At 43.3% G+C, this 26332-nt stretch carries 35 protein-coding genes and 2 pseudogenes; 9 read left to right on the top strand and 28 right to left on the bottom strand.

The window, feature by feature from the left end:
* Positions 1–94: 94 nt before the first annotated feature.
* The 8 genes from HRI96_RS00675 to HRI96_RS00640 form a co-directional block, all read right to left on the bottom strand.
* The gene (locus HRI96_RS00675) at positions 95–319 is read right to left on the bottom strand and encodes a hypothetical protein (RefSeq protein ID WP_210117633.1); all 225 of its coding nucleotides are present in this window, start codon (positions 317–319) and stop codon (positions 95–97) included.
* Positions 309–764, bottom strand: a complete 456-nt coding sequence (locus tag HRI96_RS00670; RefSeq protein ID WP_256729260.1) for a hypothetical protein — start codon at positions 762–764, stop codon at positions 309–311. The genes HRI96_RS00675 and HRI96_RS00670 overlap by 11 nt, the downstream gene beginning before the upstream one ends.
* A 403-nt stretch (positions 765–1167) precedes the next feature.
* Entirely contained in the window at positions 1168–1548 is a 381-nt protein-coding gene (locus HRI96_RS00665; protein ID WP_210117632.1) for a hypothetical protein, read from the bottom strand.
* A 42-nt stretch (positions 1549–1590) separates the two neighbouring features.
* Entirely contained in the window at positions 1591–2529 is a 939-nt protein-coding gene (locus HRI96_RS00660) for a hypothetical protein (RefSeq protein ID WP_210117631.1), read from the bottom strand.
* 187 nt (positions 2530–2716) lie between these two features.
* Positions 2717–3445, bottom strand: a complete 729-nt coding sequence (locus HRI96_RS00655) for a leucine-rich repeat domain-containing protein (RefSeq protein ID WP_210117630.1) — start codon at positions 3443–3445, stop codon at positions 2717–2719.
* Positions 3446–3744: 299 nt separating this feature from the next.
* A complete protein-coding gene (locus tag HRI96_RS00650) occupies positions 3745–4629 on the bottom strand; it encodes a sensor histidine kinase (RefSeq protein ID WP_210117629.1) in 885 nt (294 codons plus the stop codon).
* Positions 4626–5210 (bottom strand): hypothetical protein, encoded by a 585-nt coding sequence (locus HRI96_RS00645; RefSeq protein WP_256729259.1) that lies wholly within the window; start codon positions 5208–5210, stop codon positions 4626–4628. The genes HRI96_RS00650 and HRI96_RS00645 overlap by 4 nt, the downstream gene beginning before the upstream one ends.
* Before the next feature lie 52 nt (positions 5211–5262).
* Positions 5263–5916 (bottom strand): response regulator transcription factor, encoded by a 654-nt coding sequence (locus HRI96_RS00640; protein ID WP_210117627.1) that lies wholly within the window; start codon positions 5914–5916, stop codon positions 5263–5265.
* A gap of 139 nt (positions 5917–6055) precedes the next feature.
* Here HRI96_RS00640 and HRI96_RS00635 point away from each other — a divergent pair.
* Positions 6056–6214: pseudogene (locus tag HRI96_RS00635) on the top strand (type II toxin-antitoxin system RelE/ParE family toxin); the annotation flags it as partial.
* Between the two features lie 9 nt (positions 6215–6223).
* Entirely contained in the window at positions 6224–6520 is a 297-nt protein-coding gene (locus HRI96_RS00630; protein ID WP_210117626.1) for a HigA family addiction module antitoxin, read from the top strand.
* A 64-nt stretch (positions 6521–6584) separates the two neighbouring features.
* On the opposite strand, the gene HRI96_RS00625 is transcribed toward HRI96_RS00630, so the two are convergent.
* Positions 6585–6878, bottom strand: coding sequence for a BrnA antitoxin family protein (locus HRI96_RS00625; protein WP_256729258.1), 294 nt, complete (start codon positions 6876–6878; stop codon positions 6585–6587).
* A complete protein-coding gene (locus HRI96_RS00620) occupies positions 6865–7152 on the bottom strand; it encodes a BrnT family toxin (protein WP_210117624.1) in 288 nt (95 codons plus the stop codon). The genes HRI96_RS00625 and HRI96_RS00620 overlap by 14 nt, the downstream gene beginning before the upstream one ends.
* Positions 7153–7335: 183 nt before the next feature.
* Here HRI96_RS00620 and HRI96_RS00615 point away from each other — a divergent pair, with 183 nt between their 5' ends.
* The gene (locus HRI96_RS00615; RefSeq protein WP_210117623.1) at positions 7336–7557 is read left to right on the top strand and encodes a hypothetical protein; all 222 of its coding nucleotides are present in this window, start codon (positions 7336–7338) and stop codon (positions 7555–7557) included.
* Positions 7557–7955 (top strand): type II toxin-antitoxin system VapC family toxin, encoded by a 399-nt coding sequence (locus HRI96_RS00610; RefSeq protein ID WP_210117622.1) that lies wholly within the window; start codon positions 7557–7559, stop codon positions 7953–7955. The genes HRI96_RS00615 and HRI96_RS00610 overlap by 1 nt, the downstream gene beginning before the upstream one ends.
* A gap of 267 nt (positions 7956–8222) precedes the next feature.
* Here the strand turns inward: HRI96_RS00610 and HRI96_RS00605 are convergent, their stop codons facing one another.
* On the bottom strand, positions 8223–8600 hold the full coding sequence (locus HRI96_RS00605) for a type II toxin-antitoxin system VapC family toxin (RefSeq protein WP_210117621.1): 378 nt from the start codon (positions 8598–8600) through the stop codon (positions 8223–8225).
* Positions 8597–8824, bottom strand: coding sequence for a DUF2281 domain-containing protein (locus HRI96_RS00600; protein ID WP_210117620.1), 228 nt, complete (start codon positions 8822–8824; stop codon positions 8597–8599). The genes HRI96_RS00605 and HRI96_RS00600 overlap by 4 nt, the downstream gene beginning before the upstream one ends.
* A 259-nt stretch (positions 8825–9083) precedes the next feature.
* Between HRI96_RS00600 and HRI96_RS00595 the strand changes: the two genes are divergently transcribed.
* From HRI96_RS00595 to HRI96_RS00575, 5 genes are all read left to right on the top strand, one after another.
* Positions 9084–9776, top strand: a complete 693-nt coding sequence (locus HRI96_RS00595) for a 4Fe-4S binding protein (RefSeq protein ID WP_256729257.1) — start codon at positions 9084–9086, stop codon at positions 9774–9776.
* 90 nt (positions 9777–9866) lie between these two features.
* Positions 9867–10199: a winged helix-turn-helix transcriptional regulator gene (locus HRI96_RS00590; RefSeq protein ID WP_210117619.1), complete on the top strand. Its 333-nt coding sequence runs from the start codon at positions 9867–9869 to the stop codon at positions 10197–10199.
* Between the two features lie 85 nt (positions 10200–10284).
* Positions 10285–10533, top strand: coding sequence for an ACGX-repeat peptide (locus tag HRI96_RS00585; RefSeq protein ID WP_210117618.1), 249 nt, complete (start codon positions 10285–10287; stop codon positions 10531–10533).
* Between the two features lie 60 nt (positions 10534–10593).
* A complete protein-coding gene (locus HRI96_RS00580) occupies positions 10594–11742 on the top strand; it encodes a radical SAM/SPASM domain-containing protein (RefSeq protein ID WP_210117617.1) in 1149 nt (382 codons plus the stop codon).
* Positions 11743–11803: 61 nt separating this feature from the next.
* Positions 11804–12769, top strand: coding sequence for an alcohol dehydrogenase catalytic domain-containing protein (locus HRI96_RS00575; RefSeq protein ID WP_210117616.1), 966 nt, complete (start codon positions 11804–11806; stop codon positions 12767–12769).
* A gap of 72 nt (positions 12770–12841) precedes the next feature.
* On the opposite strand, the gene HRI96_RS00570 is transcribed toward HRI96_RS00575, so the two are convergent.
* From HRI96_RS00570 to HRI96_RS11845, 16 genes and pseudogenes are all read right to left on the bottom strand, one after another.
* Entirely contained in the window at positions 12842–13714 is an 873-nt protein-coding gene (locus HRI96_RS00570) for a cyclophilin-like fold protein (protein ID WP_210117615.1), read from the bottom strand.
* Between the two features lie 107 nt (positions 13715–13821).
* Positions 13822–14094: a PIN domain-containing protein gene (locus HRI96_RS00565; protein ID WP_256729256.1), complete on the bottom strand. Its 273-nt coding sequence runs from the start codon at positions 14092–14094 to the stop codon at positions 13822–13824.
* Between the two features lie 23 nt (positions 14095–14117).
* Positions 14118–14813, bottom strand: a complete 696-nt coding sequence (locus HRI96_RS00560) for a hypothetical protein (protein WP_210117614.1) — start codon at positions 14811–14813, stop codon at positions 14118–14120.
* Positions 14791–15624, bottom strand: a complete 834-nt coding sequence (locus tag HRI96_RS00555; protein WP_210117613.1) for a class I SAM-dependent methyltransferase — start codon at positions 15622–15624, stop codon at positions 14791–14793. Before HRI96_RS00555 ends, HRI96_RS00560 begins: the two co-directional genes overlap by 23 nt.
* A gap of 96 nt (positions 15625–15720) precedes the next feature.
* Positions 15721–16269 carry a methyltransferase family protein gene (locus HRI96_RS00550; protein ID WP_256729255.1) on the bottom strand — a complete coding sequence of 183 codons (549 nt, stop codon included), beginning with the start codon at positions 16267–16269 and terminating at the stop codon, positions 15721–15723.
* A gap of 67 nt (positions 16270–16336) precedes the next feature.
* A complete protein-coding gene (locus tag HRI96_RS00545; RefSeq protein ID WP_210117612.1) occupies positions 16337–16849 on the bottom strand; it encodes a hypothetical protein in 513 nt (170 codons plus the stop codon).
* Between the two features lie 2 nt (positions 16850–16851).
* Positions 16852–17328 (bottom strand): pyridoxamine 5'-phosphate oxidase family protein, encoded by a 477-nt coding sequence (locus tag HRI96_RS00540; RefSeq protein ID WP_210117611.1) that lies wholly within the window; start codon positions 17326–17328, stop codon positions 16852–16854.
* 238 nt (positions 17329–17566) lie between these two features.
* Positions 17567–17977, bottom strand: a complete 411-nt coding sequence (locus tag HRI96_RS00535; RefSeq protein ID WP_210117610.1) for an EamA family transporter — start codon at positions 17975–17977, stop codon at positions 17567–17569.
* An 80-nt stretch (positions 17978–18057) separates the two neighbouring features.
* Positions 18058–18342, bottom strand: coding sequence for a DUF4491 family protein (locus tag HRI96_RS00530; protein ID WP_210117609.1), 285 nt, complete (start codon positions 18340–18342; stop codon positions 18058–18060).
* A gap of 449 nt (positions 18343–18791) precedes the next feature.
* Positions 18792–19565, bottom strand: coding sequence for a nucleoside phosphorylase (locus tag HRI96_RS00525; protein WP_256729254.1), 774 nt, complete (start codon positions 19563–19565; stop codon positions 18792–18794).
* Positions 19566–19832: 267 nt separating this feature from the next.
* Positions 19833–20402 carry a sugar O-acetyltransferase gene (locus HRI96_RS11830; RefSeq protein WP_210117608.1) on the bottom strand — a complete coding sequence of 190 codons (570 nt, stop codon included), beginning with the start codon at positions 20400–20402 and terminating at the stop codon, positions 19833–19835.
* Positions 20403–20676: 274 nt separating this feature from the next.
* A complete protein-coding gene (locus tag HRI96_RS00515) occupies positions 20677–21096 on the bottom strand; it encodes a hypothetical protein (RefSeq protein WP_256729253.1) in 420 nt (139 codons plus the stop codon).
* 189 nt (positions 21097–21285) lie between these two features.
* Positions 21286–21936: a sister chromatid cohesion protein PDS5 gene (locus tag HRI96_RS00510; protein ID WP_210117607.1), complete on the bottom strand. Its 651-nt coding sequence runs from the start codon at positions 21934–21936 to the stop codon at positions 21286–21288.
* A 91-nt stretch (positions 21937–22027) separates the two neighbouring features.
* Positions 22028–22552, bottom strand: a complete 525-nt coding sequence (locus HRI96_RS00505; RefSeq protein WP_210117606.1) for an aldo/keto reductase — start codon at positions 22550–22552, stop codon at positions 22028–22030.
* Between the two features lie 78 nt (positions 22553–22630).
* The gene (locus tag HRI96_RS00500) at positions 22631–23971 is read right to left on the bottom strand and encodes an ATP-binding protein (protein ID WP_210117605.1); all 1341 of its coding nucleotides are present in this window, start codon (positions 23969–23971) and stop codon (positions 22631–22633) included.
* Between the two features lie 459 nt (positions 23972–24430).
* Positions 24431–26309, bottom strand: a pseudogene (locus HRI96_RS11845) (ABC transporter ATP-binding protein).
* Between the last annotated feature and the right edge of the window lie 23 nt (positions 26310–26332).

Raw genomic sequence — 26332 nt, 5'->3', positions numbered from 1 at the left:
AGTCGCTGTCGCCGGCTTTGAAGCGGGTGTTAGACGTTTCGATTTATCCGAAACTCGCGTTTAACAAAGCCCCGCTGCTTTAGAGGTTTCGTTTTCACTTTCCCATACTTTGAGCATAAGCTTTCGCATTATTAACAAAAGTTTCTAAATCTGCTTTGTCAAAATGCTCTTTTTGCCATTTTGTATAATCGAATCGTTCTCTTCGTACAGCGGCAATAAAGTATTCTGCTTCAACAACTCCCATAGCATCTATCAAGCATTCCATACCGCGAGAAAGAAGCTCCATCGTCGCCGGCGGGGCAATCATTTCAGTCTTCATTTGCATTACCTCCGTTTAACAAATCTATAAATTCTATCGGATTAAGCAATTTTACAGTATCGCTTTTATACTTCAACATACCTTTGTCCGTACTCAAAAGATAGTCGCATTTCATCATTTCGGCGCAAACTATATGACAAGAATCTTTCATTTTTATTCCTGTTGCCATCACTGTTTTTGCCTTTGTAATGACTTCTTCTGATTTTTCACTACCTACATAATCGGAAACATTGTCGGCTAAAAAATTCTTTACAGCATTTTTCCTATCCGTATATGGGTTACAAGAATTTTCATAATCCAAAATGAACGAAGAAGCAAGTTCCAAGCGTTTTTCTTTTATAAGCAATTGAACAAGCAATTTTGCTTGTGCTTCAAGTGAAATCGGCAGAAAACTTTGGTCGTCATACGGTCGATTGTAACAACAGTTGTCAAGATAAACTTTCATGAGAATAACTATATCATATTTTGAAGAATTTTTCGGAAAAAGTCTTTAGGAGTTTGCAGACCGGTGACCTGCATCCGGGCAAGGCGTCTTTGTCCGTCCGGGCGGGCAAATGGCCTTTGACGACGCGCATAGCAGCGGCAAAGTTGGCACGAAAGTTGCGCCAAAAAGGGAGCTGCTTTTGCAGCGACCGCTCAAGCAACTTTCGTGACAAAATGAAAGTTGCGCCAAGAAAAAGAATCGGGTAAGATTTTCCGGCGGGCGATTTTGCCGGAATTCCGTATATCAGCCATAATTAATCTAATGTAACACATTTACAGTATTTTATATTATTTTTCTTATGCCGTTTAACAATAATTTAAACATATTGCGTTTAAAAAACAAAACAATAAAAAATCCGTTTTTTCTAACACAAATCTCTTGCAAGATTTTTTAGTTTCGGCTTATAAATCAACAAATTCTTGTATTCTTCCGGTTTTCCCAAATCTTTTAGTACTGCTTTGGTAATTTTTCTTCCGCACGGAGCATCCATAAAAATCTTAAAAGTGTCCGGACGAAATTCGTTTTTATTTCTCTCAATCAGAATCATATATTCACGTATTTTATCTTTCCACATTCCCAAAAGGTTGTAGGCAAATATAAAGGCAATAAGAGAAAGAATTCCTTGTGGTATCAGCCAAAATTTTGAAAATGTCCACAACGGAACTGCGATAAAAATAAAACCTAAAGCAAGACATATAAAACCGTAAGTGTTGAGATAAAAGAAACGAAGTATTTTATGAATCATAGAAAAGAAAATGCCTTGCCATAAAGCAAGGCATGATTTTTTTTATTTGCGAAGTGCTTTGCAAGCAACTTTTATCTTACCGCAGCAGAACCACCAGAAGAAGAATACACCCGGAAATACAATCTTGTACGATGGTATCGTGCCGGTTCGCATATCAGTTTCACCAAAGCCTTCAATATATACGACACGTTTAAACAATGAAAAAATCGGTTTGCATTTATAACTTGTGACTGTTTTTACAATCTGTGCAACTGTTTTGCCTTTGTCAGTGTGCATATAAACGATTTTGTCTTCGAGCAGTATGAGCGTCTTCTTTTTTCTTCCCTTTACGCCTGAGAAGAAATTCGGATAATAAACTTTTCCTTCTGACGGCTTTATGGAATGTGCCTCGAGTTCTTTCCGTACCTGATCAATTGCCCCGCTCGAAAAGCTTCCTTCTGTGGCAAAATTTAACGAACCGATCAGTAACAGCCGTTTTGTACAACAACATGCCGTTGTTATAAGGAAGAAATCAATCTTGTAATAAGGAATGATTGAATCCCGATTCCTGAATTTTGTATTATAATGATGAGCGATATGAGTATCGTTGATAGCAAGAAATTCTTTTGCCAACGGATGAAAGCCGGTTGGTTTGAAAGCCTTACCTTCAGAATCTTCTGTAGCAAATTTCACACCATGGTCAACTAACCATTGTCGTATTTCAAGAACAATTTCTTTTTTGAGCCCTATAAATTTGTTAAAATAAAATAAATCATTGTTTCCGCCTCGAAAATTATAACCCAACAGACCAAAAAATTTTGCATTGTAATCAAAGAAAAGGACATCCTCAATCTTTATGACAGATTCATAAGTTTCCTTGAAACACAAAAAACCTGTTATTTCTGAAAATTTGATTTCTGTTGCTGTTACCGACAGTGAATAGTTTTCACCTTTTCTGATGAAAAATCCATCGTCATTTTTAGTAACTTCTAATTTTGCCATTTTTTCCTCTATTTTTTTCCGAAGAAAATCTATTGGAGAATTTTTTCTTGTAACACAAGCGGGCCGGCAGCCCGTCCTCCTAACTTAATTCGACCGCTTTTTACAAATTCTATTTTGAACCTGCTATTTATTTTTAATGCTGTCTACTGCACTTACCGTTAAGCAAGTGCAGTGAATAAGTCAAAAATTAAAAGTCGCCTGTGTAACCGGTTGCTTTTATTTTTGCTTTTGCAGCGAGTGTCAAAGATGAACAGAGAGCAAACGCTGCTTCTGTTTCGTAATTTATTTTTGTTCCTTCAGGAATATTAACATCTGTGAGTTCTGAACACTGAAAAAAAGCGTTACCTGTTATTTTATTTAATGATTTTGGGAGTGTAACGGATTTTAAGTTTGGACATTGTGCAAAAAGACTGTTCTCGTTTATAGTCGTTACGCCTTCTTCAAAAACAACACTTGTAATTTTTGTTTTTGTAAAAGCATCGGAACCTATAGATTTCATATCTTTTGAAATTTTTATTGTGCCTGAAAGATCGGAATTGTAAAACGCATCACTGCCAATTCTGGTTAGATTGCTTATATCAATATTGATTTTACCTTTTAAGTTCTGGAAAGCTTTTTTCTCTACGACTTTTACACTTTTAGGAACAGTAACTGTATACGGTATATTCTGAGTGTTTGTATACATTGCGTGTGGAAAAAAGCTTTGCCATGTATCTGGTTCACCAATCTGAGTTACCGGCAATCCTTCAATTGTATCAGGAATTACAACTGTTGTAGATTTGCCTTTGTAACTTTTCAGCATTACGCCCTGTCCGTCAGGTGCCATGTCATACTCAAAATCGCTTGCAGGGTTTGCCGCAAAACAAGTGAAAGCCGTTGCAAGAGCAAAGCTCAGAGCCAATAAGATTTTTTTCATAATAAAATATCCTCCGAGGTTAACGTCCTCCGACAATTTTGTGCGTATTTTACACCTGCTTTTGCTTACATAATAGGGAGCTTACTCCCGAAAAAATCGGGGCAAACGGAAAAGTCAAAACTTCGGGATATATGACTGAATCGGATTGGGAATAGGGCATCTTGAAAAACCGGCTTTGAGCGGCTTTTTCGAGATGTCGGCGAGTATAATTCGTTGTATTATCGAGAGTTACAATATCAAATTTTAACGGTTCCTTAAAATGCGCCGCCGCCTTTAAAAACCGCAGTTTTTAGAAGTTCTCAATACACTTTTTTTACCGGAATTTCCAGTCGCACTTCCGTTCCGGCTTCCGTAGTGCTTTGCACAATGAGAGAGCCGCCTAAAAGTTTTGCACGCATTTCCATTCCGCTCATGCCGAAGTGGTTTTGTGAATATAGTCCGCCTTCCATTCGTGCACCGCCGGCAAAGCCCTGTCCGTCGTCAAAAATCATTATGCAAATAGAATCTTCGCCGGCCTGCAAGTTTTGCTCCGGAACCGGCTCGGAACGGCGGTTTTCACTGCGGCCTTTTCTTATGACAATGCTTGTCGCGCTTGCTTTTGCGTGCGTTTGTGCATTGCTCAAGGCTTCCTGAATTATCCGCAAAATGTGATGTTTTTGCTCTTTTGAAAAATCGTCAAGCACAACGTCGGAAGAAACGAAAAACGAGCAGTCTATTCCGCTTTGCTCTTTGAACTGTTCGCACAAATCGTTTATGACGGTTTTAAAAGGAATAGTGCCGATAGCCGGCACTGTAAAGTTTTGAATGATTGTTCTGAGCTGCTTTTGATTTTGTTTTTCGAGACTGATGATTTTTTCGATTTTAAATTGTATTTCATCGCTTTTGAAATCGGAATCGCGCAAAATTGCCGAAAGTTCTTTTTCTTTTAGAAGAAGCGTTTTTATGTTCTGACTTACCGTATCGTGAAGTTCCCGACTTATACGGTTTCGCTCCGCTTCCTGCGTCTGGATTATTTCAGAAATAAATTCCCGGTTTTTTTGTAATTTTTTGCGGTTCTTTATATTGCGAATCAAAATAAAAAGAACTGCGACAAAAGAGGTAAAACAGAGCACGATCAAAAGGAAAAAAAACGACGTGTAGAGGTTTAAGGCAGAAAGCAAATCCTGTAATTGATGTTCGTTCATAGTTTAATTACTCTATATATTCCGTAGCCTAAAAAAGTGGAAATCAGCCTGTCCAGCACGATGATCGGAATACGCGGCAAAAGATATGAAAGGAATACTCCGAATTTTAAATTTTGGAATGCGATGTAAAAATCGTCGATTGCGGAAAACCGCGATAAGTTGCCGAAAAGCGGACGAATAAACGTGTTCAGCGCGCTTGCGGAAAAACAAGTTAAAAAAGCGGAAACGAATGCGATAATCAAAAGGTATAAAACCGTAACGGTATGGCTGAAAAAGAATTCTTTTTTGTTTCGGCTTAAAATCCAAGTCGAAATGACTATCAAGATTCCGCAGACCGCATACAAAAAATCAAAGTAAAAGATTTCCGTTCCATAGATCACACACAGTAAAATTGTCATAATCGGATTATAGAGAGCTGCGACAATCAGCCCCGGTACAAGTCCGGCATAAAAAGTGAGAGCGACCGTAAAAATTGTGTCCATAAAAACGGGAAGTCTCAAATAAGTGACTAGTAAGAAAGTTGCCATATTCAAAGCGAGCGCCGCCGAGCAAAGAATCGCCGTTTTATAAAATGTTTTCACTCGAACGTTCAATTTAACCTCCCTTAAAATTGTACAGCGCTATTTCAGCCGTTCAATTTAACCTCCCCATCTTTTCCAAGAATTCGAGTTTGTTTTTTACCCCTGCTTTGTCATACAAAATTGTAAGATAGTTTACAACGGTTTTTTCCGTGATGCCGAGAGCGGCGGCAACTTCGGCGTTTGAGTTATGGATTGTCAGAGCATCCGAAAGCAGTTTTTCTTTTTTGGTAAAAGTCTGAGTTATGTGGTTCACTTCCAAAAGGCCTGTTACAAGCTCCGCCTGAATGTATGTTTTTCCGTTAGACACCGCATAAATCGCCGCAAGCAGGATTTCTTCATCCGCATTTTTTGAAACAAAACCTTTTGCGCCGACAGCGCAGCTTGTAGCATGCTCAACAAACCCTCCCGAATCATGACTCGAATACGCGATGCAAGGAACGCCGAGCGCGGTAAAACGGCGGATTATTTCAAAACCGCAATTTTCTTCGTGGGCTGCCGTCGTATATTCGGCTTTAAAAGAAATATCCACAACGGCGATATAGTTGCCCGGCAAGTTGGACGAGCGAAAGGTTTTGACAATTTTTTCGCATTCCGCCCAAGTTCCCGCTTCATGCGTAACTTTGTATTTTGAATGAGTTTCTATCCAGTTTTTTATTCCGTTTCTCAACAGAGCGTGGTCATCGCAAAGAATTATATTCGGAATCATAATCGTATTTTATATGAAAAACGCAACGGTTTACAGAGGGCAATGTTATAGCGGCGGGGCGTGTTTACAGGCGCGCGTTATAGCAACCGGCCGCCGCTTCGACGATTAATTCGGCATATTATAATTAACTGTTGCAAAAAGTCTAGAAGATTTACGTGCACCGCCAAATAATAAACTTGAAAGTCTTGCCGGAGATAGAAAAGGTCAATATTCTGTCCGTATAAATGCTCAGTGGCGTATCTGTTTTACGGAAAAAGACGGACACTTTTATAGTGTAGAAATTGTAGATTATCATTAGGAGAACATTATGAAAGAATTTATTGAAACACCGACAATAGGTGAGATTTTAAACGAAGAATTTCTTATTCCGCTCGGACTTTCTGCATATAAACTGGCTCAAGAGATAAAAGTTCCTACTTCACGAATTCAAGATATACTTCATAATCGAAGAAAAATAACCGTAGACACATCGTTAAGATTAGCCAAGCTTTTCGGCGTATCTGACAGTTATTTTATGTCGCTGCAAAATGATATTGATTTACGAAATGTAAAATTGAAATTATCTCCGGAACTTGAACTAATAAAGACATACACATATGCATAAACAAAGATGCTATGATACTTTGCTTATTGCGGCCGCCGCTTGTTTTTCTATAAAGTTTCATTTCTTACCCGAAAACAGCTTTCCTTAGAATATCATTGATTCTTGTCTGATATCCTGTTCCCATTTCTTTTAAAGCCATTAAAACATCGGTATCAATTCTTAAACTAACGGCAGTTTTCTTTACAGAAACTTTATAAATACCGTTCCCTTTTGGATGAACTTCATACCAAGGCTTATATTTTTTCATTTGCGCATCGGTTACCTCCGGACATTCCTCAGTAATTACGGGGTCAGCGGAATTTATGATTTTCCTGTCTTCTTCAGTAAGCAGATTTTTAATTAAATCATCTAATGTCATAGTTTTCATAATACAATTTCTCCTCTTTCGGTGTGGCTCTTCGTGCAGAAATAATCCGAATCTTATTGTCGTTGCGTTCTGTATAAACTGCGAACAATATCCGTTCCACACAACCGATTATATTGCATCCTTCCTCAGATTCATCAGAATGATTTTCATCAACAATTTCAATTCTTTTTGAATCCAGAAAAACTCTCGCCGCATATTCAAAAGAAATACCGTCATGAATTTCTTTATTTATGCGATTTATATTTTCATCCCACTCAAATGTCATCTATACGTCCTATGTGTATTAGGTTATGTATATACAATGTTTGTCAAGAAAAAAGGCGAACCTCAGTATACTCCATGAAAACTATTGTACCGCGGGGCAATCCCGTAATTTTTATAATATACTTGCAAACATACTTGATTTTTGTAATAAAGAGTTTTACCTTTGTATCTAAGAGGTGAGAATATGCCGCAATTATCATTGTATGTTACGCAAGACCAACTTATCAAAATTGAAAACGAAGCCACTGCAGAAAACATGTCACTTTCAAAGTGGGTCGTAAGCAAAGTTATGCAGAGCATAGAACCGCATTATCCGGAAGGATGGGCTGATTTGTTCGGATCCGTTTCCGATCCGTCATTTACCAGACCTGATCAGCCGAAGCTTGAAATGCGAGAGGCTTTTTAATGTATTTTGTAGACACAAACACCTGCATTTGTTTTCTGAATGGAAAGTTTCCGTCCGTTCGAGAAAAATTCCTGTCAGTTTCACCGAAAGAGATAAAAATTTCTTCAGTAGTAAAAGGAGAACTTTTGCTGGGTGCATTTAAAAGCCGGACAAGAGAAAAGACTACGGAGAAAGTAGAAAAGTTCTTAAAGCCTTTTAAAATTGTGGATTTTACGGATGAAATGTCTTATGACTATGCAGAAATCCGAAAGGATTTGGAACTTGCGGGAACACCGATAGGTGCAAACGATTTGCTTATTGCCGCCGCCGCACTGCATGAAAAAGCGACTCTTATTACTCATAATGTGGATGAATTTTCAAGAGTAAGCGATTTGGAAATTGAAGATTGGGTAGAATAATGAAAACCCAACACGGTTTTCAAAGCGGTCGCCGCGGTCGAGTTGCCTGCGGTTTAAAACAATGATATGTGGACGATTCACACTGTCCCGCTGACGATGCAAATCCGCCGTATTTATAACAAAATCACAACAAACAATAGAGTAGTCTCTGAAAGTTTTCAGGATTTTTCAGGCGAATGCCTTGATAAAAAAGTTATTTGCCTTTTACGGTTTTTGCCGTGGTAAAATAAATGCCAATTTTGCAGCAGGTGTCAGGTTTATTTTGCTTTACCAAACAGTTTTTACATCATACAACGGAATCTTTGAGTCCTTTGTAACAATCGTTAAATTATTTTCTTGTGCCATTGTAATTAGAAGTCTATCAAACGGATCTCTGTGAATATCCGGCAAGTTTTTTAATAATTCTAAAGATTTACCGGAAACTAAAAGTTCCGCAAATTCTTCTTCCTTACAGGCATCTATAATATCTTGGATTGAATTTTTATATTGAAGAAGATTACGGGTCTGTTTTATCGCAATTTCCCATAATGAAACTTTACTGTAATAGCAAAATTCATTATTGATTATTTCTTTAGCCGTTTCAGATAGATTTTCACTATCAAACAAATACCACAGAAGTGTATGTGTATCTAAAAAATATTTCACATATACTCCTTAAAATCTCCCAATGGTTCGTCAAAAGCCGGTGACATATAGAAATCCGGTTGTTTTAAAATGTCCGGTCGACGATTAGGAAATCTTTTTACAGATTCTTCATGTTGTTTTTTATAGAGTATTTTATATTGTAAAAATTCCAAATAATTATAAACTTCATCCATGTATTCATCCGGAATTGTCTTCAATTTTTCCTGAACGTCTGCTAACGGCATGCTTATACTCCTTAACATTTTTACTATAGCACACATTATCAGGTTTTTCCATGTTTTGTCCGCTATGCGTTTTTGATATAGCGCCATGCAAAACTTCTATTGTGCATATACTTTTGCACCGTAAAACGGGCGAACTGCACGACCACAACGCGATCGCCGAATACTTATCCAACGCGCTGCAGCTTATAAAAAGCAGATAGGCGGTTACAAAAAAGTGCGTTCTTGTTTCATACCGCGGATTGCTTTATAGTACCGAATAATGGGTAATCCATGTAATCACTATGCGCTCACGGAGTTTTTGCCGGCCTGTTCGAAATCCGGCGATAAGAAAAATATGGATGCAAAAACTTGTTTGGAAAAACTGCAATACGTCGGCGTTCTCGCATTTGCAACCGTAGACGAAAACGGAAACCCGCAGGTTCGCAATATCAGCGCTATTCATTATGAGCCGGACGCTTTGTATTTTTTTACGGCAAGGGGAAAGGATTTTTGCAAAGAATTGCTTTCAGACGGCAGAGTACAGATCCTAGGCTACACGCGCTATAAAGAAATGATCCGCCTTTCGGCAAAGGCCGTGCAGATTGAACAGGAAAAACAAACTCATTGGATCGATACGATTTTTTCGGAGCAGCCCTATCTTTCCAACGTATACCCCGGAAGCACACGTAATATCGGGATTATATTTGAAATCCGCAATGCGAGTATCGAATATTTCAATCTAGGCGTAAACCCGATTTTCCGCGAAAGCTATGTGATCGGCAGCGGTACCGTTGAGCCGAAGGGCTTTAGCATAACGGATTACTGTATCGAATGCGGAACCTGTACGCAAAACTGCCCGCAAAGCTGTATTACGGAAGGTCAGCCTTTTGTCATTCAGCAGGAACATTGCCTCCATTGCGGAAGCTGCTACGAAAATTGTCCGGTGCAAGCGATAGAAAAGTTAAATGCATAAACGCGTCGCTGAAACAGCTCTCTCGTTTAACTTCGTCGGCTGTTTGAAAACCCGGCGGAAAATAAGCGCACATTTCAAAAAGGTACGGATATGAAAAAAAAAGAAGATTTGCCCGACTGCCCCGTAGCGACGACCTTGCAGATCCTCGGCAGTAAATGGAAACTGTTCATCATTAAAGATCTGCTTGTGCGGCCGTGGCGCTTTAACGAGCTGAAAAATGATCTTGACGGTATCAGCCAAAAAGTGCTCACTCAAAGTTTACGCTCAATGGAAGAGGACGGCATCATCGTCCGGCGCGAAATCGAAAGCAGACCGCCCAAAATTGTCGAGTACGCGCTTTCTCCGCTCGGAGAAACGCTGCGCCCCCTTATTGACGAAATGCGGAAATGGGGGAATTATTATAAAACGCAGGTAACAAAATAAGCGGTTACAAAAAAGTGCGTTCTTGTTTTATGTTCCGAAATAGCATACAGTGTATTGTTACTATATTTTTTTTCGGAGGATAATTATGGCACTTTCGAATCTTGCCGATTGGAATGAAAAGAAAGCGAGCCCCGACAAGGGAGCCGCTTGCGGTACGGCGTGCGGTTCCGGAAAACCGGAGAAAAAGCCTGCGGCCTGCGGTTCTGCTTGCGGGGCCGGTAAGCCGGCTGAGCCCGAAAAGAAACCTGCTGCATGTGGGTCTGCTTGCGGCGCGGGAAAGCCTGAAAAGAAACCTGCAGCATGCGGTTCCGCGTGCGGAGCAGGCGGAAAGTAATCCGTTTGGAGATGAGAGCGGACGGTAGATTTTTCGCTGCCGTCCGTTTTTTTTACTACCATGGCACAACAGTATTTCGCCTTTCAGTGGCACATCACCGACGAATGCGACCAGCGCTGCAAACACTGTTATATCTTTGCCGAAGGTCATCCGGCTTTAATTACGATGAGCCGAGAGCGCATGGAACGGGTGTTTTTTAACGCCTTGGATTTTTGCAAAACATTCGATCGGCTTCCCTATTTTTATATCACCGGCGGCGATCCGATTTTGCACCCGCATTTTTGGTTCCTGCTTTCCCTTATGAAAGAACGCAGCATTCCTTTTACGCTTATGGGAAACCCCTTTCACCTGACGGACGAAGTGTGCCGGAAGATGCGCGAGCACGGCTGCGATAAGTATCAGATGAGCATCGACGGCATGGAAAAGACGCACGATTGGTTCAGAGAAAAAGGCAGCTTTAAAACCACGCTCGAAAAAATCAAAGTCATCAACGATGCGGACATAACGAGCGTGATCATGACGACGGTCAGCGGCACGAATATCGATGAGATCCCCGGCGTCATCGATGCGGTTGTCGCCGCCGAAGCCGAGGTATACGCGTTTTCGCGCTACGTTCCGACAAGCTGCGCAAAAGGAAACGAAACGAGCGATTGGTATATTTCGCCCGAACGCTACCGCGATTTTCTCGAACAAATCGATGCAATCTACACCGATTACGAAAACAAGAGCTGTAAAACATACTTTAACAGAAAAGACCATTTGTGGACGCTGTTCGATTACGAACACGGGCGATTTGAGCTGCCTTCCCGCACGCCCACGGGAACGATGGCTTCCGAAACCGTAAATGCCGGATCATCGGATGCGGGAACCGCTTCCGATCCGTCGAATTCCGGCGTCAAGCACAATGCCGACGACCTTATCATTTACGGCGGCTGCAATTGCGGGAACTGCCACATCACGATTTTGCCGACCGGCGATATCTACGCCTGCCGCCGCGTTGCAAACAGCCGCGTCGGAAACGCGTGTACTGAAAACCTTGCCGACGTATGGACGGGCGGAAAAATGGAAGCATACCGCGAATACGGAAAGTTTTCCAAGTGTTCCAAATGCGAACTGCTTTCGTATTGCCGCGGATGTCCCGCCGTCGCAAACGCGCTCGGCGGCGATTTTTACGCCCCCGATCCGCAATGCTGGAAAGAAGTCGTATAAAAATGCCGTCTGAAGCGGCACCGGCCGGCAGGGCGTCGGTATTCTTGTTGCAGGAGTTTTTATGAATACTATGAAAGCCGTCGTGCTGACCAGGCCGACTGCTGCAGGCGAAATTGTTTTAACCGATGTTCCCGTTCCCGCCGCAACGAGCGGATGGGTGCTGGTAAAAATCCGCGCGTTCGGACTGAATCATTCCGAACAGATTTTGCGGCAATTTGAAATCGAAAACGACTACATACAAAAGCCGATCATTCCCGGCATCGAGTGCGCGGGAGAGATCGCCGACACGTCCGATTCGTCTTTTTCCGCCGGGCAAAAAGTCGTCGCGCTCATAGGCGGTATGGGGCGGAGCTTTAACGGCAGCTATGCCGAATACGCGCTGCTTCCCGCCCACCACGTTTTTGCAATACAATCCGATATGGCGTGGGCCGATATCGCCGCCGTTCCCGAAACATATTTTACCGCGTGGGGCTCTCTGTTCCGCTGCCTGCGTTTGCAAAAAGATGACACGCTGTTAATCCGCGGCGGCACCTGCGCGCTCGGCTACGCTTCAATTCAAATCGCAAAGGCGCTCGGCTGTACTGTTGCCGCAACGACGCACCGCGAAAGCAAACTCGCTTTGCTGAAAAACGCAGGCGCGGACGAGTGTATTTTGGACGACGGCAATCTGAGCGAAAAATACCGGGGCCGCTTCGACAAAGCTTTGGAACTGGTCGGCTGCAAAACCCTGCGCGATACTCTGTGGTGCATGGCGCAGGGCGGCATCGTGTGCAATACGGGCGTGCTCGGCAGCGTATTCGGCTTGGACGATTTTAATCCGATAAAAGAAATCCCCTCCGGCGTGTACCTCACCGGCTTTCACAGCAATTTCCCCGAGCAAGCCGATATCGATTCGATTTTCACTTTTTTAACCGAACACAAACTGCAGCCGCTTATCGGAGAAAGGTTCGCTTTCTGCGATATTGCAAAAGCCTGCGAAGCGTGCGACGGCGGCAAAGTAAATGGTAAAATCGTCGTGGAGCTGTGAATTTGCAGCTGGCGCCCGCTTTCCTGACGGCGGCATTATATTCTACACGCGGGGCAAGGGGCAGCGTATATTTTAAAACACGCCTTCGGGAACGCTTTCATTCACCCGAACCCAAATGCCGCCTCTTTTTTTGTAAGTAGCCGTTCCGCGCGTAGTCCATGCGCCGGTCATGCCGTACACTTTCGCATCCAGCGTATGAGTTACGCTCATATACGCCGTGTCGCCGTTTACGCGTATATTATATTCTTTTGTAGTGATTTTATAGTAATTGAGCGTGCCGTCCATGATTTCACCGATGTATTCGCAGCGCGTCTGCTTTTTGCCGCTCATATGAGTAAACGTCAAATCTTTGTCAAAATAACGCTCCATCGAAGCCTTGTCTTTGGCAACCATAGCGCGGCAGATTTCCTCGTAAGATGAATACACTTCTTTCTGTTCTTTTGTCAAAGCCGCGCCGGTTTCTTTTGTTTTTACAACAGGGACGGCGGAAACAGCGGAAGTTTCTTTTCCCTCTTTTGCACGGGCGAACGACACTTTTCCACCGGCTTTGTCAAGCGCCGCTTTCAGATTTTTTGCATCAAGGATGCATCCTAATCTGACATAACCTGAAGTGTTTGCCGATCCGCCGTAAAAGATGACGAGCGAGCGGCCGCTGTAAAGCATAACGTCTCCCGCTGCTATTTTGTCGGCGGCAGGCGCTTTTCCGGTGATCGTCTTTCCGAGCCCTGCGTAATATTCCTTGTTCGCCGCCCATTCTTTCATATCTAGTGCAAGCGGAAAAAACGAAGCAACCTCGAGCGCAGCGTCGTTAGAATCGAACTGTGCGGCGTATTCAACGGCGCCTATAGTTACGGTGATATTCATTGTTCCATCCCTTCCTTGCGCAAAAACAAAACTCAGTCCGCATATCCACAGCGCCGCCGCTGCGGCAAGCAGTTGTTTCATTCATCAGCTCCTGTCAAAATCTTTATACACCCGCTTGTGCATTGCATTCAAACAGGCTTTAAGCTCAATCCTGCTTCCATCAGCTCAGGAATTTTGTAAAGAATTTTTTATATTGTTTTTATGAATTGCTCGGGAGTTTGTATTATCAACTCTTTTTCTTTATAGTCTTTTATATTCCGCGTCAACAAAACATCCATACGGTGTCTCATTGCAGTATAATATTGCAATGCGTCTTCAAAATCCGAAAAAGAAGAATTTAAAGCCGAATCAACTTCTCGTTTTTCCATAGAAATAATTTTTACCAAAAATCGTAATTTTCTAAGAGCCTCTTTTGCTTTTTCTATCCCCGCCGCCGCGCATTCCGTAGCAGGCGTTCTCATTCCTTACATCGTACTACGCGTATCTAGCTCAGTTTGCTCTCCATCGCTCTAACCCATTCGCCGTCCGCTTTTATCAGCCGGTTCTTTTTTAAATTTTCCTTTATAATCCATTTGATATGCTTACTGTCTTTTTTCAGCAATTTTTCAAAAGCCTCTTTTCCTTCTGCGGGCGCATGAACAATCGCTACGCTCCAGCCGTATCCGAGCGCTTTTTTGAGCGTATCTTCTTCATCAGTGAGTTTGTCGTTATGAGCAAGCGTTGCCGTTATTTCATCTAAAAGACGTATCACTTGAACGGCAACGGTTTTATCTTTTAATAATTTGGGTTCGCACAATCCCGCAACAACGGCTCTTTTTTCACAACAATTTCCGTTTTTCAAATTCGTGATATTTTTTAAGGTTACCGTTACGTCTTTTTTTGCCAGTTCCTGTATAGCGATTGCAACCGCTTCCCGAATACGCCAGCTTTTATGGGACGCATAACGGGCAATAAAATCGATTGTCGCTTTGCTGTCATTTTGATGATACACAGCATAGGCAACGATGCCGCACATGCCGGCAAATTCGTCGGGAGAATTTTCGGTATCGCTTCGGATGAGCGCCAAGCATTCGTTTATTTCATCTTTCGTTGCCGTTTTTGAAAAAGAGTATAGCAATTCCAAATTTGCTCTAGGCCCCGGAAGATGCGAATTTTGTTTAAGCTGTTGAACCGTATCCATTTTCTCTTCTCCTTTCATTTAATTGCCAATCCGCACATTGCTCACTACAAATTATTCCCCGCTGCTTTACCGCATGCGTTGCAATGAACGACGGAATATGCAGCTCATGCAGGCGGCCTTGACCGTTCGTGTCTTCATAGAGGTCGGCGAGCGTAAACCCTGCTCGAAGCTGAGAGCCGATCTGCTCGGCGATCGTGTGAGAAAACTGCCAACCGCCGCCCGACTCTTCAAGCTGTTTGCGGTGTGCTTCATAAACGAGCGGATTGAACGGAAGAGAATTGATAATCCGTTCCTCCTTTTGATCGACGATATAGTTTATGCCGGTATCCAGCCCGCACAGCAAAACGCCGCCCTTTTTAAGCACGCGAAAGCATTCGGCAAACACCGGCTCGACTTTTTCGATATAACAGTTGCTCACCGGATTAAAAACGATATCGAACGAAGCATCGGCAAAGGGCAGCGGCTTCGACATATCCGCGCGCACAATGTTTATCCGATAGCCTTCGCGTTCCGCAACAGACTTCTCCGACTCAAGCTGTTTTTCAGAATAGTCGAGCACCGTACATTCGGCTCCGGCAGCAGTAAAAATCGGCATTTGCTGGCCGCCTCCCGACGCGAGCCCCAAAAGTTTTTTGCCTTTTAAATCGCCGAACCATTCGCGCGGTACGGGCTTTGTCGGTGTCAGTAAAACCGACCATTGTCCGCTTTTTGCCTTCATGTACGTTTCGTGATCGACGGGCTTTCCCCATTCCCAGCCTTCGGCGATCCATCGGTCGATTACCGCCGCGTTGGCGTCCTGATATGTGGTCACAAAATTCTCCCTTTCCATTAAATTAGCAAGTCAGAGTAAAACGATCTTATCAGCTGCACAATTCTTCTAAAGCCGTTCCCTTCCAGTTCAAAATCGCTACATAAGCCATTCCCGATTCTTCCACGGGATAAAGCGGTTGACGCGTTTGCAATACGCCGAATACTCGTCACCGAAGCGCTCCGAAAGCCATTTTTCTTCCGTCAGCTTCATAAACACGGTGAGATACAGCCAAAAAAACGGCGGCAAAATCAGCACATACCGGTTTCGGCAGAACAGCAGCGTTCCGGTACAGATGAATAAAAAAGCGGAATAAATGGGATTTCGCGCAAGGGCATAAACGCCGCCGGTTTCAAGCCGATTAGATTTTATTTTAGCGTCAATCCGCGCTCCGAATACCGCAGCGCACCACAATGCAATGCCGCCTGTAATGCACAAAATTCCTGCAATTGTAAAAAGAACGGCCGCGGGCGTACCGTTTACATTGCCGCCTGCAAGCACACCGAATTTTACGAGCGCAATGCCTATGGCGGTGAACGCGATCATAATCGCAACGCACACAGGCCCTACGCCCATCACCGGAAGATGCGCCTGTTTATTTTCCGTCGATTTTTTTGCGGATGTTTTATCCATTGATTTATCATTCATGCACACTGCGGTTCCTCCTCCTTTTTACCCAACCGTCAAAAGGGGAATATATCCCAATATCCGACACTTAACCGGCTTTCTTTCTCATGGCTGTTACGATTGCCGCAACCGCCCAATGACCATCTGCATTCAGATATTCTTTTCGCCACCTGAACGTATCGGCGGTTATTTCCGAAAAGATGTACCGCATTTTACCCTCGCCGTTTTCGGTCAGCACCACTTCATCGCCCGTTTTCACCGCAGTCAAGCGGAAGGCGCTGCCTGTGCATCCGTAGAATATATCCCACACCGTCGTTTTGGGATTATAAATCCGCAGGGTTGTGCCGTATTCGGCGTCGGCTTGCGGATTGTGTAACCTTTCCGTGCGCGACGGTACGATAAACAAATCCTGAACGGCTGTTCCCTCCAAAACCCGTGAAAATATCCATTCGCCTTTCACACGCCGCGGTACGGTATCGTCCAAACGGTCTCTCCATTCGACAGCCCATTCGCCTATCAAGCCTCCGAAGTAATCGTATGCTTCAGGTATTATCTTATTTTTCTCATTGCTGCAAAGAGCTTCTGAAAATGAATTCGTCATAATTAACCCTTGGCTCGGCTTTTTGCCGTTATGCACGGAACGTCTATGCGTAAGACTGCAACCGATTTTGTCATCTGTTCGGATATTTCAAAATCTCTGCCTGTCTGCGTTTTCATCATGAGCTTTAAGCCGAAAATCTTTTCTTTTACATCGTCAACAAAAACTGCCGTGCCGTCTCCCATAACGCTCGCATATTCCGAACTGTATTTACACGGAACCTCGCCGCCTGAAACAAGCGCAATGTCCGTTTCAAGTTCGATAAAAACGTGCGGATTTTTTTTGATAATGTCGAGTTTTCGACCTTCCTTTGCGCTGTGCAGGTATAAGGTCAGCCGTCCACCGGTAAACACAAAACCGTATTGCATCGGCACCACATACGGCCGGCCATCGTCGATCATCCCGATATGTACAACCTTTGCCTTCTCTATAATCGATTGTATTTGCCTGTTATCCGTTACAGCTCTGTCGATCCTTCTCATAAATAAAACTCCTTATAAACCGATGTACACGGAAGTACGTCGGCTTATACTATTTCAGCGGCGGTTTTTAAACATTCCTTAAAATTCAACAGTCGAACAAAATATCAATTTTGGAGACTGTTGAATTCGTGCGCTTTTTGCGCACAGTTAATAAACGAGTTTTCTAAGAAAACTCGAAATTAAAAGATGCCGCGATATTTTAGCGGCAGCTTTTAAACGTTACAATCCCTTCCTGCGTTCATAAAAACAACAGCGTTCCCGCCGTTATGAGAACGCCGCCCAGCATTGTCTTTAGTGTCAGCCGCTCGTGTAAAATCAGCGCCGAAAGAATGAGCGTAAACACGATACTCAGCTTATCGATCGGAGCAACTTTTGAAACTTCGCCCATTTGGACCGCTTTAAAATAACACAGCCAGGACGCTCCCGTCGCAAGGCCTGAAAGAATAAGAAACAGCCAGTTCATCCGTGTTAAATCTTTTAGAGCTTTTATATTGCCGTTGATAAAAACGATGCTCCATGCCAGCAGCAGCACGATAACAGTCCGCACCGCCGTTGCAAGCGTTGAATTGATATCCTTCATACCGTATTTTGCAAAAATCGAAGTTAAGGCAGCGCATATCGCTGAAAGAAATGCAAAAAGTTTCCACATACTCTACTAATTCCCATTTTTAAATTCAAACAGGATTATTTTCAAAAACCCGCAAATTCCGTTTGCAGGTTGCCGTTCGGTCAATGTTTTCGTTTAGGATTTTTCGGAAACCAACCGCGCTCGACGCGTTTTTCCTGCTCTTTCAATTCGACTATGCTCCACAGGCACGCCGTGCCGATAAGCGCAAGAACATATGCGGCGATACCGTCCCAAAACAGCGCCGCCGCCAAAAACGCAATGCCTGCAACAAGAAAAACCGGCCACACTTTAGCAGAAAAATAATATTCGCACTTTACAACGACGGGATGAAAAAGTCCGATAATTGCAAGAGACGCAACGCCGATAATGATCGCTTCAATATTCATCCGGTTCCCCATAGAGAGCGGCAAAAAAACGCATCCGTCGCGGGAGCGCAAGTTCAAGCCGTATTCAGCGTAACCTCTTGATTTGATTATTTCAAGTGCGTATGCAAAAAAGCTCTGACTTTTTCCATGTTTTTTTCTTCTTCAAAGATAGGATCAATTTTCCGGTTCGGCTGCGTTTAAAATTCCTGAAAAAATTCCATGCGATTTCCGCTTCGCCTTCCCGCGGACGGTGTGCGTTGTCTTCCACGATTACAAGCCGGGCGAAGGGTGCTTCATAGCCTTTTTTATAATAAATAAAAGTTTTGCAAGGCTGTATATCGGAAACGCATAGCGAACCCTTTTGTATGCGGATTGTTTGATTTAGGCAAACTGAAATTTGTCGTGGTCTTTACATAGATAAAATTACAATTTTTCCTTTAATTATCACCTCGATAAAAAGGGGTATCTTTTTATATCTTGCATATTAAATCCAAAGCAAGGTGTAAGGCTCTAGAGTGCGACGGAATTCCCCAATTCCTTTCATCATGTTCAGTAACATTTGCAAGCGAATCCGCAGTAAAAAAGAATTGACCAAATGATGCTCCTCTTTTTTGTGCGCACGCAGCAAGTGCAGCACATTCCATTTCGACAGCAGAACAGCCTTCACTTAATCTATACTGAACCATTTCCTGTGTTTCCCTAAAAAAACCATCTGTTGTCCAAGTTACGCACTCTTCAAATGGTATGTCTAATTTTTCAAAAACACCCTTAATTTCGCCAATCATTTTCTGGTCGATTTCAATATATCGGGATGGTGGTAAATAATGGAATGATGTTCCCTCATCTCTCAATGCTTTTGTAGGAATAAGGAATGTATTCTCTTTTATATCCCTCAGAACCCCACAAGAACCTGTTGCAATTATTTTCTTACAACCACAAGCAATCAGCCTGTCCAAAAGCAGAACGGACGCAGGTGCACCAATATTAGGACGAACAAGACATATTCTTTGCCCTTTATACTCAACCACATATATATTTATAATTCTACAGCAATTTTCAAATTCTTCGGCAATTATTGCATTGTTATTCATTGCGAATTCATCTACGCAGTTTCCTAAGAAAGCAAACACGCACTTTTCTGGAAGTTTCAACTCTTCGCAACCATGATTTGGTTTAATTACCTCTATAGAAAAATTATCATATTCAAGTATAGGAATTTCATTTTTTATTATCATCTTCAGCATTCTCCTTTAAATATTAACTATTCATCAATTCCTTATTTATTAGTCCAAACGAGCGGAAAATAAAAATTTACCAAACCGGCAAATTCAAATTTGTCAGCTGATAAATTTACTCGCCAACTTATAAACTTGATTTATTTCTTTGCTTTCTAACTTCCAGTTATTGAATTCAGCTTTAATTAACTCCGGAAATTTTTTACTAATATCCCTTAGAGCATTTCCTACCGACTTCCTAACATATTCACTCGTATCTGCTCTCCTTGTAAAATATTAGTCTTCAATATCGTTTTCCAATTGTTTTATCACTTTTGCGGGAACGCCGGCGGCAATGCAGTTGTCGGGAATGTCTTTTTTTACTACCGCGCCCGCCGCGATGATGACATTGTTGCCGATCGTTACGCCCGGTAAAATCGTGCAGTTGCCGCCGATCCATACGTCGTTTCCTATAGTTACCGGTTTTGAGTTTGCCGTTTTTGCACGGCGGCCTTTCGGCGAAAGCGGATGCCCCACCGTCGAAATAAGCGTATTCTGCCCTACCATACGGTAATCGTCGATATGCACGGGAGCGATGTCGAGAATGGTTACATTGTAATTGGCGATAAAATCTTCACCGACGCTGATGTTTTTGCCGTTATCGCAATTAAAAGAGGGCTGTATGTAAGCGGCTTTGCCGACCGAGCCGAGCAGCTCTTTGAGCGCCGCATATTGACTTTTATAATCGGCAGGATCGATCGCATTGTATTTTTGACAGCCTTTCAGCGCCCGCTCTTTACGCTGAACCACTTCATCGTCAAAAAAACAATAGTCGAGTCCCGAGTCCAATTTTTCAAGTTCCGTCATCGTATACTCCCCATAAAAGTTTATTGTTGTTTTCGCTTGCCCCGTGTTTTCAGCCATTCATTAAACCTGTTCGGAAACTTCAGTTTCGGAACAGGGTACCTTAAAATGCGATGTTCTAAATCGTACTATTTGCGCGATTTAGAACTCGTCAATCTGTTCGACAACGGAGCTATCGAACAGATTTATTATACGCATCAACGAGCGGACGGCCGGCAATATAAGAAAGTTCAGGTTAAGTCAAGTGAGTAAAAATACTTTGCGAAATAATTTGTAATTAAAAAACTTCTATCTCTCCCTTGTATTGATGCGCTTTTTGTATCAACGTGCCCTTTGCACCCATAGTAAAAGCGATATCGCTGCTTCGAATTGTCAACAATTTGTCTCCGACTTTTATATTCAGCGTTTGCATTAAAGAGTTTGAAAGGCGCACTCCATTATCTTTCAGTGTAAGCCAGCCGTATTTTCTCCCTTTATATGAAATTAATTCGCCCTCTTTTAGTGTCCTATCCGCCAAATTGGGATTTTCTTTTAGGATGTGATTCAGCTTTGAGCGGAAAAACAGCGGTTCGCTCATCACACAAAATCCGCCCGTCTGCTTGCTGCCGGAAACGATGTAAATATGCTGTTCCTTTTGCAGCTTATATTCTTCTACCGCTGGTGTCGGAAAAGTTGTTTTTCCGTTTTCGCGTATCACGGCCCAAGGTTTAACTTCGAGCGCTGGAATAGCGCGCTCTCGTTAAATGCCGAGTTTGCGCAAGCGCAAACATCGCTTATAATATGCTGTTTCTCACTCCGTTACGAAACAGAAAATTCGGCAACCTTCAAGATTTGATAATCTTTTCGCTTGCCGAATTTTAAAGAACCGAAAATATATTTTCCACCTTTACTCATCTGCGGCATACTTATTTTTCTCCAATGTTTTTTTCGTTATGCGGATTGCACCGTTCGCATGAATGCGGACAACGGGGTGCGGGTCATGTTCCGCGAACCATTGTAATTTTTCCAAATACGGTTCTACGGAATGCGGCAGCTGTTTTCCCATGACTCGAAACATTTCGGGTGCTTCAATTCGTACCCTCTCTCCCTTATCCGTCATCAGTTCATAGAACAAGTCTAATTTATCGCAAAACAGTTCCGGTGCGCCTGTTGCGATATTTTCACACGCCCACACGAATGCAAGCCGTACCGTCTCCGCCGTGTCGGAGCGCATGTTCATCAATGCATCAAAAAAGGGAAGTATCAACCTTTTATCCGCCCTGCCTATCCGCCCCAATGCGTTTACCGAGCGTTCCCGCAGTTTCGGATTATCGTCTTTCAAATAGCCGGCAATTTGTTTAATATACGGCTGCGCTTGTAACGGATACTGTAATCCCATTTCACCGAGAAGCCACAACGCTTTTGCTTTTACGTTCACTGAATACCCGTCGCCGAGTTTTGGTGCGACATCATCAATCGCAGTGCGCCAATTCGTCTTGTCTTTTGTTATCGCTCTCAGTTCGCTGAGTATTTTTTTGTCGCTTGTTTCGTTTGCCACTGTGCGCTATACTCCTTAACGGCTTCATCGATATTTTCCACATTATATTATATTTGTCTTTGAATCTTGCGTATTCTTTCCGTCTCCCATATCAAGTGCACAAGCAGCAGCGATACACAGCACGATGAGAATCATACTTATAAGTTTTTTCTTCATCGCTTACATACTTCTTACTTTCCGCTGAATACGGGGAAGCGACTGTCTCGCCGTAATCGACAAAGTTTTTTAACGCGGAAAGCGATGCCATCTTTTCTTTTGTAATTTCGAAGTCGAGTTCGGCGTTGCTTTTCATGTGATCGGCGTTTGCGGTTTTCGGAAGCAAAACGAAACCGCGCTCAAGCGTATAGCGGATGCACAACTGCGCGGGCGTTACGCCGTATTTTTGCGCGGCCGTTTTTATTTCCACCGCGTCTTTGATACCGCCGAGTACTTCATCTTTTCCGTAGATGCCGTCCGTTATCGGTTTTCGCGTTCCGTCGGGCGGCAGGATTGCGACTTTTATGAGCGGCTGCGCGTTGTTTTGCGGTAAAATATGCGCAAGCAAATTCGAGCCGAAATAGTACGTTTCCAGTCCGCCGCTTACATAATCGGGATATAATAATCTGATCGTTTTCATGAGCATCCCTTGTTTACCGATACTATAACATGTTTATGATACCATACAAAGTGTGCCTGACGTATTTGATTGCATTGTTTAAATCCGATATTCAACAAGAAACGGCGTCAAATATACCGGTTTCTTTTGCAACGCTCCCTTTGTTACCGCATCTTTTTGAGACAATACATACAGAGCGCCGATATTTGCTGAAAACTTTTTTGCAAATTCAATGATCGATTCGTGCTTTCCGGTTCCGGATGACTTTACTTCAAAGGCCGTAATTTTACTGCCGTCTGAAATCAAAAAATCAACTTCGTAATAATGGGTGCTTCCGCTCTTTTCCCATGTGTGATAATACAGTTCACGGCCTGCTCCAGTAATCATTTGAGCAACCGTATTTTCATAGAGATATCCCAAATTGGCAGGCAATTTATCCGAAAGCAGCTTTTTATAGAGTTCGTTTTCTATCGCAGGTCTGTCAATAAACATCAAGGTGATAAACAAGCCTGTGTCGGAAAGATAGAGTTTGTAGCTGTCAAAGTCTTTTGTGTCCGCGAGGCTTACCCTCGGATCGGTTGTATTATAACACGGCAGTACGGTTTTCGAATCAATCAGTTCATAAAGAAGCTCTTCAGATTTCGTATTATTTCTTTTACCGATGGCCGATGTTACTCTGTATTTTCTTGCTCCCTTCGCCAGCTGTGCCGGTATCGCATGATACATTGCCGATATTCTTCCCGACGGATCGAGCTTCCTAAAATCATCTTCGTATAACGTAATAATTTGGCGTTTTATCTGATCAATTTCAGTAAAATTCTTTCCGCGAATATATGCATCTACTGCCTGCGGCATACCACCGACAGCCATATACACTCTGAAATCTCTCATCAATTTTCTATTTGTCGCTTGGCCGATTTCATTCCCCGCTTCATAAATCTGTTGTAATACTGAATAGTTATATTCTACGGCTCCGCAAAACTCCTCATAGTCCATCGGGTGAACCTGTATTTTCATTTCTTCCGACGGGATGAGAATATCTTTCACATTTTTCTTGATTGAAATCAGCGAGCCCGTTTCCAGATAATGATACCGCCCATCCTTCACGAGATGCTTGATTGCCTGCCGTGCTTTCGGAAAAAGCTGTACTTCATCAAATATAATCAGGGATTCTTGTTCATACAGTGTTATACCCGTTTCTGCCTGCAATCGTAAAAAAAAGAGAGGGAGGTTTCCTATGTCATCAAAGCATTTTATGATGTTATCCGCATTTTTTGAGAAATCGATAAGAATATACGATTTGTATTCATTTTTGGCAAAATTTTCCGCAAGTGTTGATTTGCCGACCCGTCGTGCACCTTCGAGCAATACCGCATAACGATCTGCATAATGCTTTTTCCAATTCAGAAGCCGATCATAAGTCTTTCTTTTAAAAATCATATATTAGGTATAATATCAAACTTTATGCGTTTCTTCAAGATTTATTTATCGGTTTTTGTGCATTTCTTCAATATTTATTAATTGATATTTGTACGTTTCTTCAAAATTTTGAAAGTGCTACAAGGTAATTCCAATATCCATCCGCGGCTTGAGAATCAGCGCTAAGACAGCCGATATTCATTGAAATAATCAATATACGGATTACAGTGCAGTTTAAATTTGGTAATTATTTTGGGCGCTCCGGTTTACGCCTACTGCGTAAACCGTCGGGCTTTACGGGGTTCCGCTTACGCTCCATTCCTTCTCTCGCGTACCGCTCGGTCAGGAACGGTTTTGCCGCCCCTCCAATCCCTAACGCATGCATGAAACGACGCATATCCATGTATGTTTGCCCAACGACAAGTTCTTTCAAGTTTATTCGTAGAAAACAAAAAACATCTCCAATACTACAAACCTTTTTTACACCTTCCACTCGATGCCTTTTTGGAAGTTTTCCCACATGCCGGCATAGAGGCCTTTGCGTTCGAGCAGCTCGGCATGCGTTCCCGTTTCGGCAAGCCTGCCCTCATTGATAACGCAGATTGTATCGGCGTTTACGACCGAAGAGAGGCGGTGAGCGATCATAATGACGGTTTTGTCTTTGAGCAGCACGTCGAATGTTTTTTTGATTTTGTATTCGTTTTCGGCGTCGGCAAAGGCGGTCGCTTCGTCAAGTACAATAATCGGTGCGTCCTGCAGCAGGGCGCGGGCAATGGCGAGCCGCTGGGCTTCTCCGCCTGATACGTATGTACCCTTGGTACCGTAGACGGTGTCTATACCGGCAGGCAGTTTTTCGATGATGTCCATGCACTCGGCTTTGCGGAGGGCTTCCATCACTTCTTCGCGGCTTGCGTCTTTTTTGCCGTAGCGGATGTTTTCGAAAATGCTTTCTTTAAAAAGCTTATTTTCCTGAAACACGAAGCCGACGGTGTGCAAAAGATCGCTTGTTTTAATGTCGCGGATGTCGATGCCGCCGATACTGATTGAACCCGAATCAACTTCCCAAAAGCGGCCGAGCAAATTGACGAGTGTCGTTTTGCCGCCGCCTGAAGGTCCGACCAGCGCGGTCAGCGAATGTTCGGGGATGTGCAAACTGATGCCGTTTACTGCGGGGCGGCCGGCGATTTGCGGCATTTTATCGCCGCCGGGGTTTGAGTTCCCCGTGTCCGTTTCCGCAGATCCCGCCGTTTCCGTTTTGTACGAGAAGACCACATCCTTAAACGCTATATCGTACCTTTCCGGCAGCGCGGAGTTTTCCGGTTCTTTTATACGCGGCGCATGCAAAATATCCTCAATCCGGTTGAGCGCGTCGTTCGACTGCTGGTTGAAGGAATTGGCATACATGATTTTTATCAGCATGGTGTAGGTAACCGGCGCAAAGGCAAGGTAAAACACAAAGCTATAAAAAAAGCGCGGCAGGCAGCAAGAATAAAAAGCCCGCTTTAATGAGCGAGAGGAAAATCGAATAGCCGTTTTCCCACGACATCGAATATTTGTGCACGAACTCCTTGTAGTTCATAATCGAAGTGTAGAAGTTTTTAAAATAATACACGGACTGATTAAAGGTTTTGATAACCGAAATACCGCGCACGTATTCGGTGCCCGCATTGTTCATCTGTTCAAGCGCGTCCTCGTATTTTTGCATAAAGCCCGAATTCGAGCTGATCCGCATTAAAACCGTTTGCAGCACGAACGCAAGCACGAGCGGCAATAGGGACACCAGCCCCAGCCGCCAATCGAAGGCCAGCATGAGGACGAGTATCGCAAACGGCGACACCATATTTTGTGCGGTATCGGGCAGATTGTGCGCAATCAACGTTTCAAGCTGATTGACGTTTTTTTCAAAGACTTTGCGCACCTTGCCGCTTACATGCGTGATGTGCCAGCCGATGGGAAGCTCTGCAAGCGTTTCGGTCATCATGATAGAAAGGTTTTCCTGAATCGTAAACGCGGTCGCGTGCGAAAGCATGAGCGCCGCATAATAGAGCACAAAGCCTGTTGCAGCCGAGCCTACCGCCCACAGTCCGTAACCTACGAGGGAGGCGGCGTTTACCGCTTCTTTTGCCGCAACTGAGGAAATCACATCACGCATCACAAAGAACACCATGATGTAGGGCACAAAGCTGACGGCAGCACTCAAACCTGAAAGCACGAGCGACAGCGACAACAGTCCTCTGCTCTTTCCCGCATAGCTTAAAAGCCGCTTGATAGTCTGCTGCTTGGAGGGGTCGCGTTCAGCGCTTTGCCGTGCAGGCTGTTCCGCTGCGGGATTTTTTTCCGCTTTTTGTTTATTATTCATATAGCAATTCCTTTCTCTGTTCG

This window comes from Treponema parvum (assembly GCF_017893945.1).
GTDB lineage: Bacteria > Spirochaetota > Spirochaetia > Treponematales > Treponemataceae > Treponema_D > Treponema_D parvum_A.
This window is presented reverse-complemented; position numbering and strand designations above follow the sequence as displayed.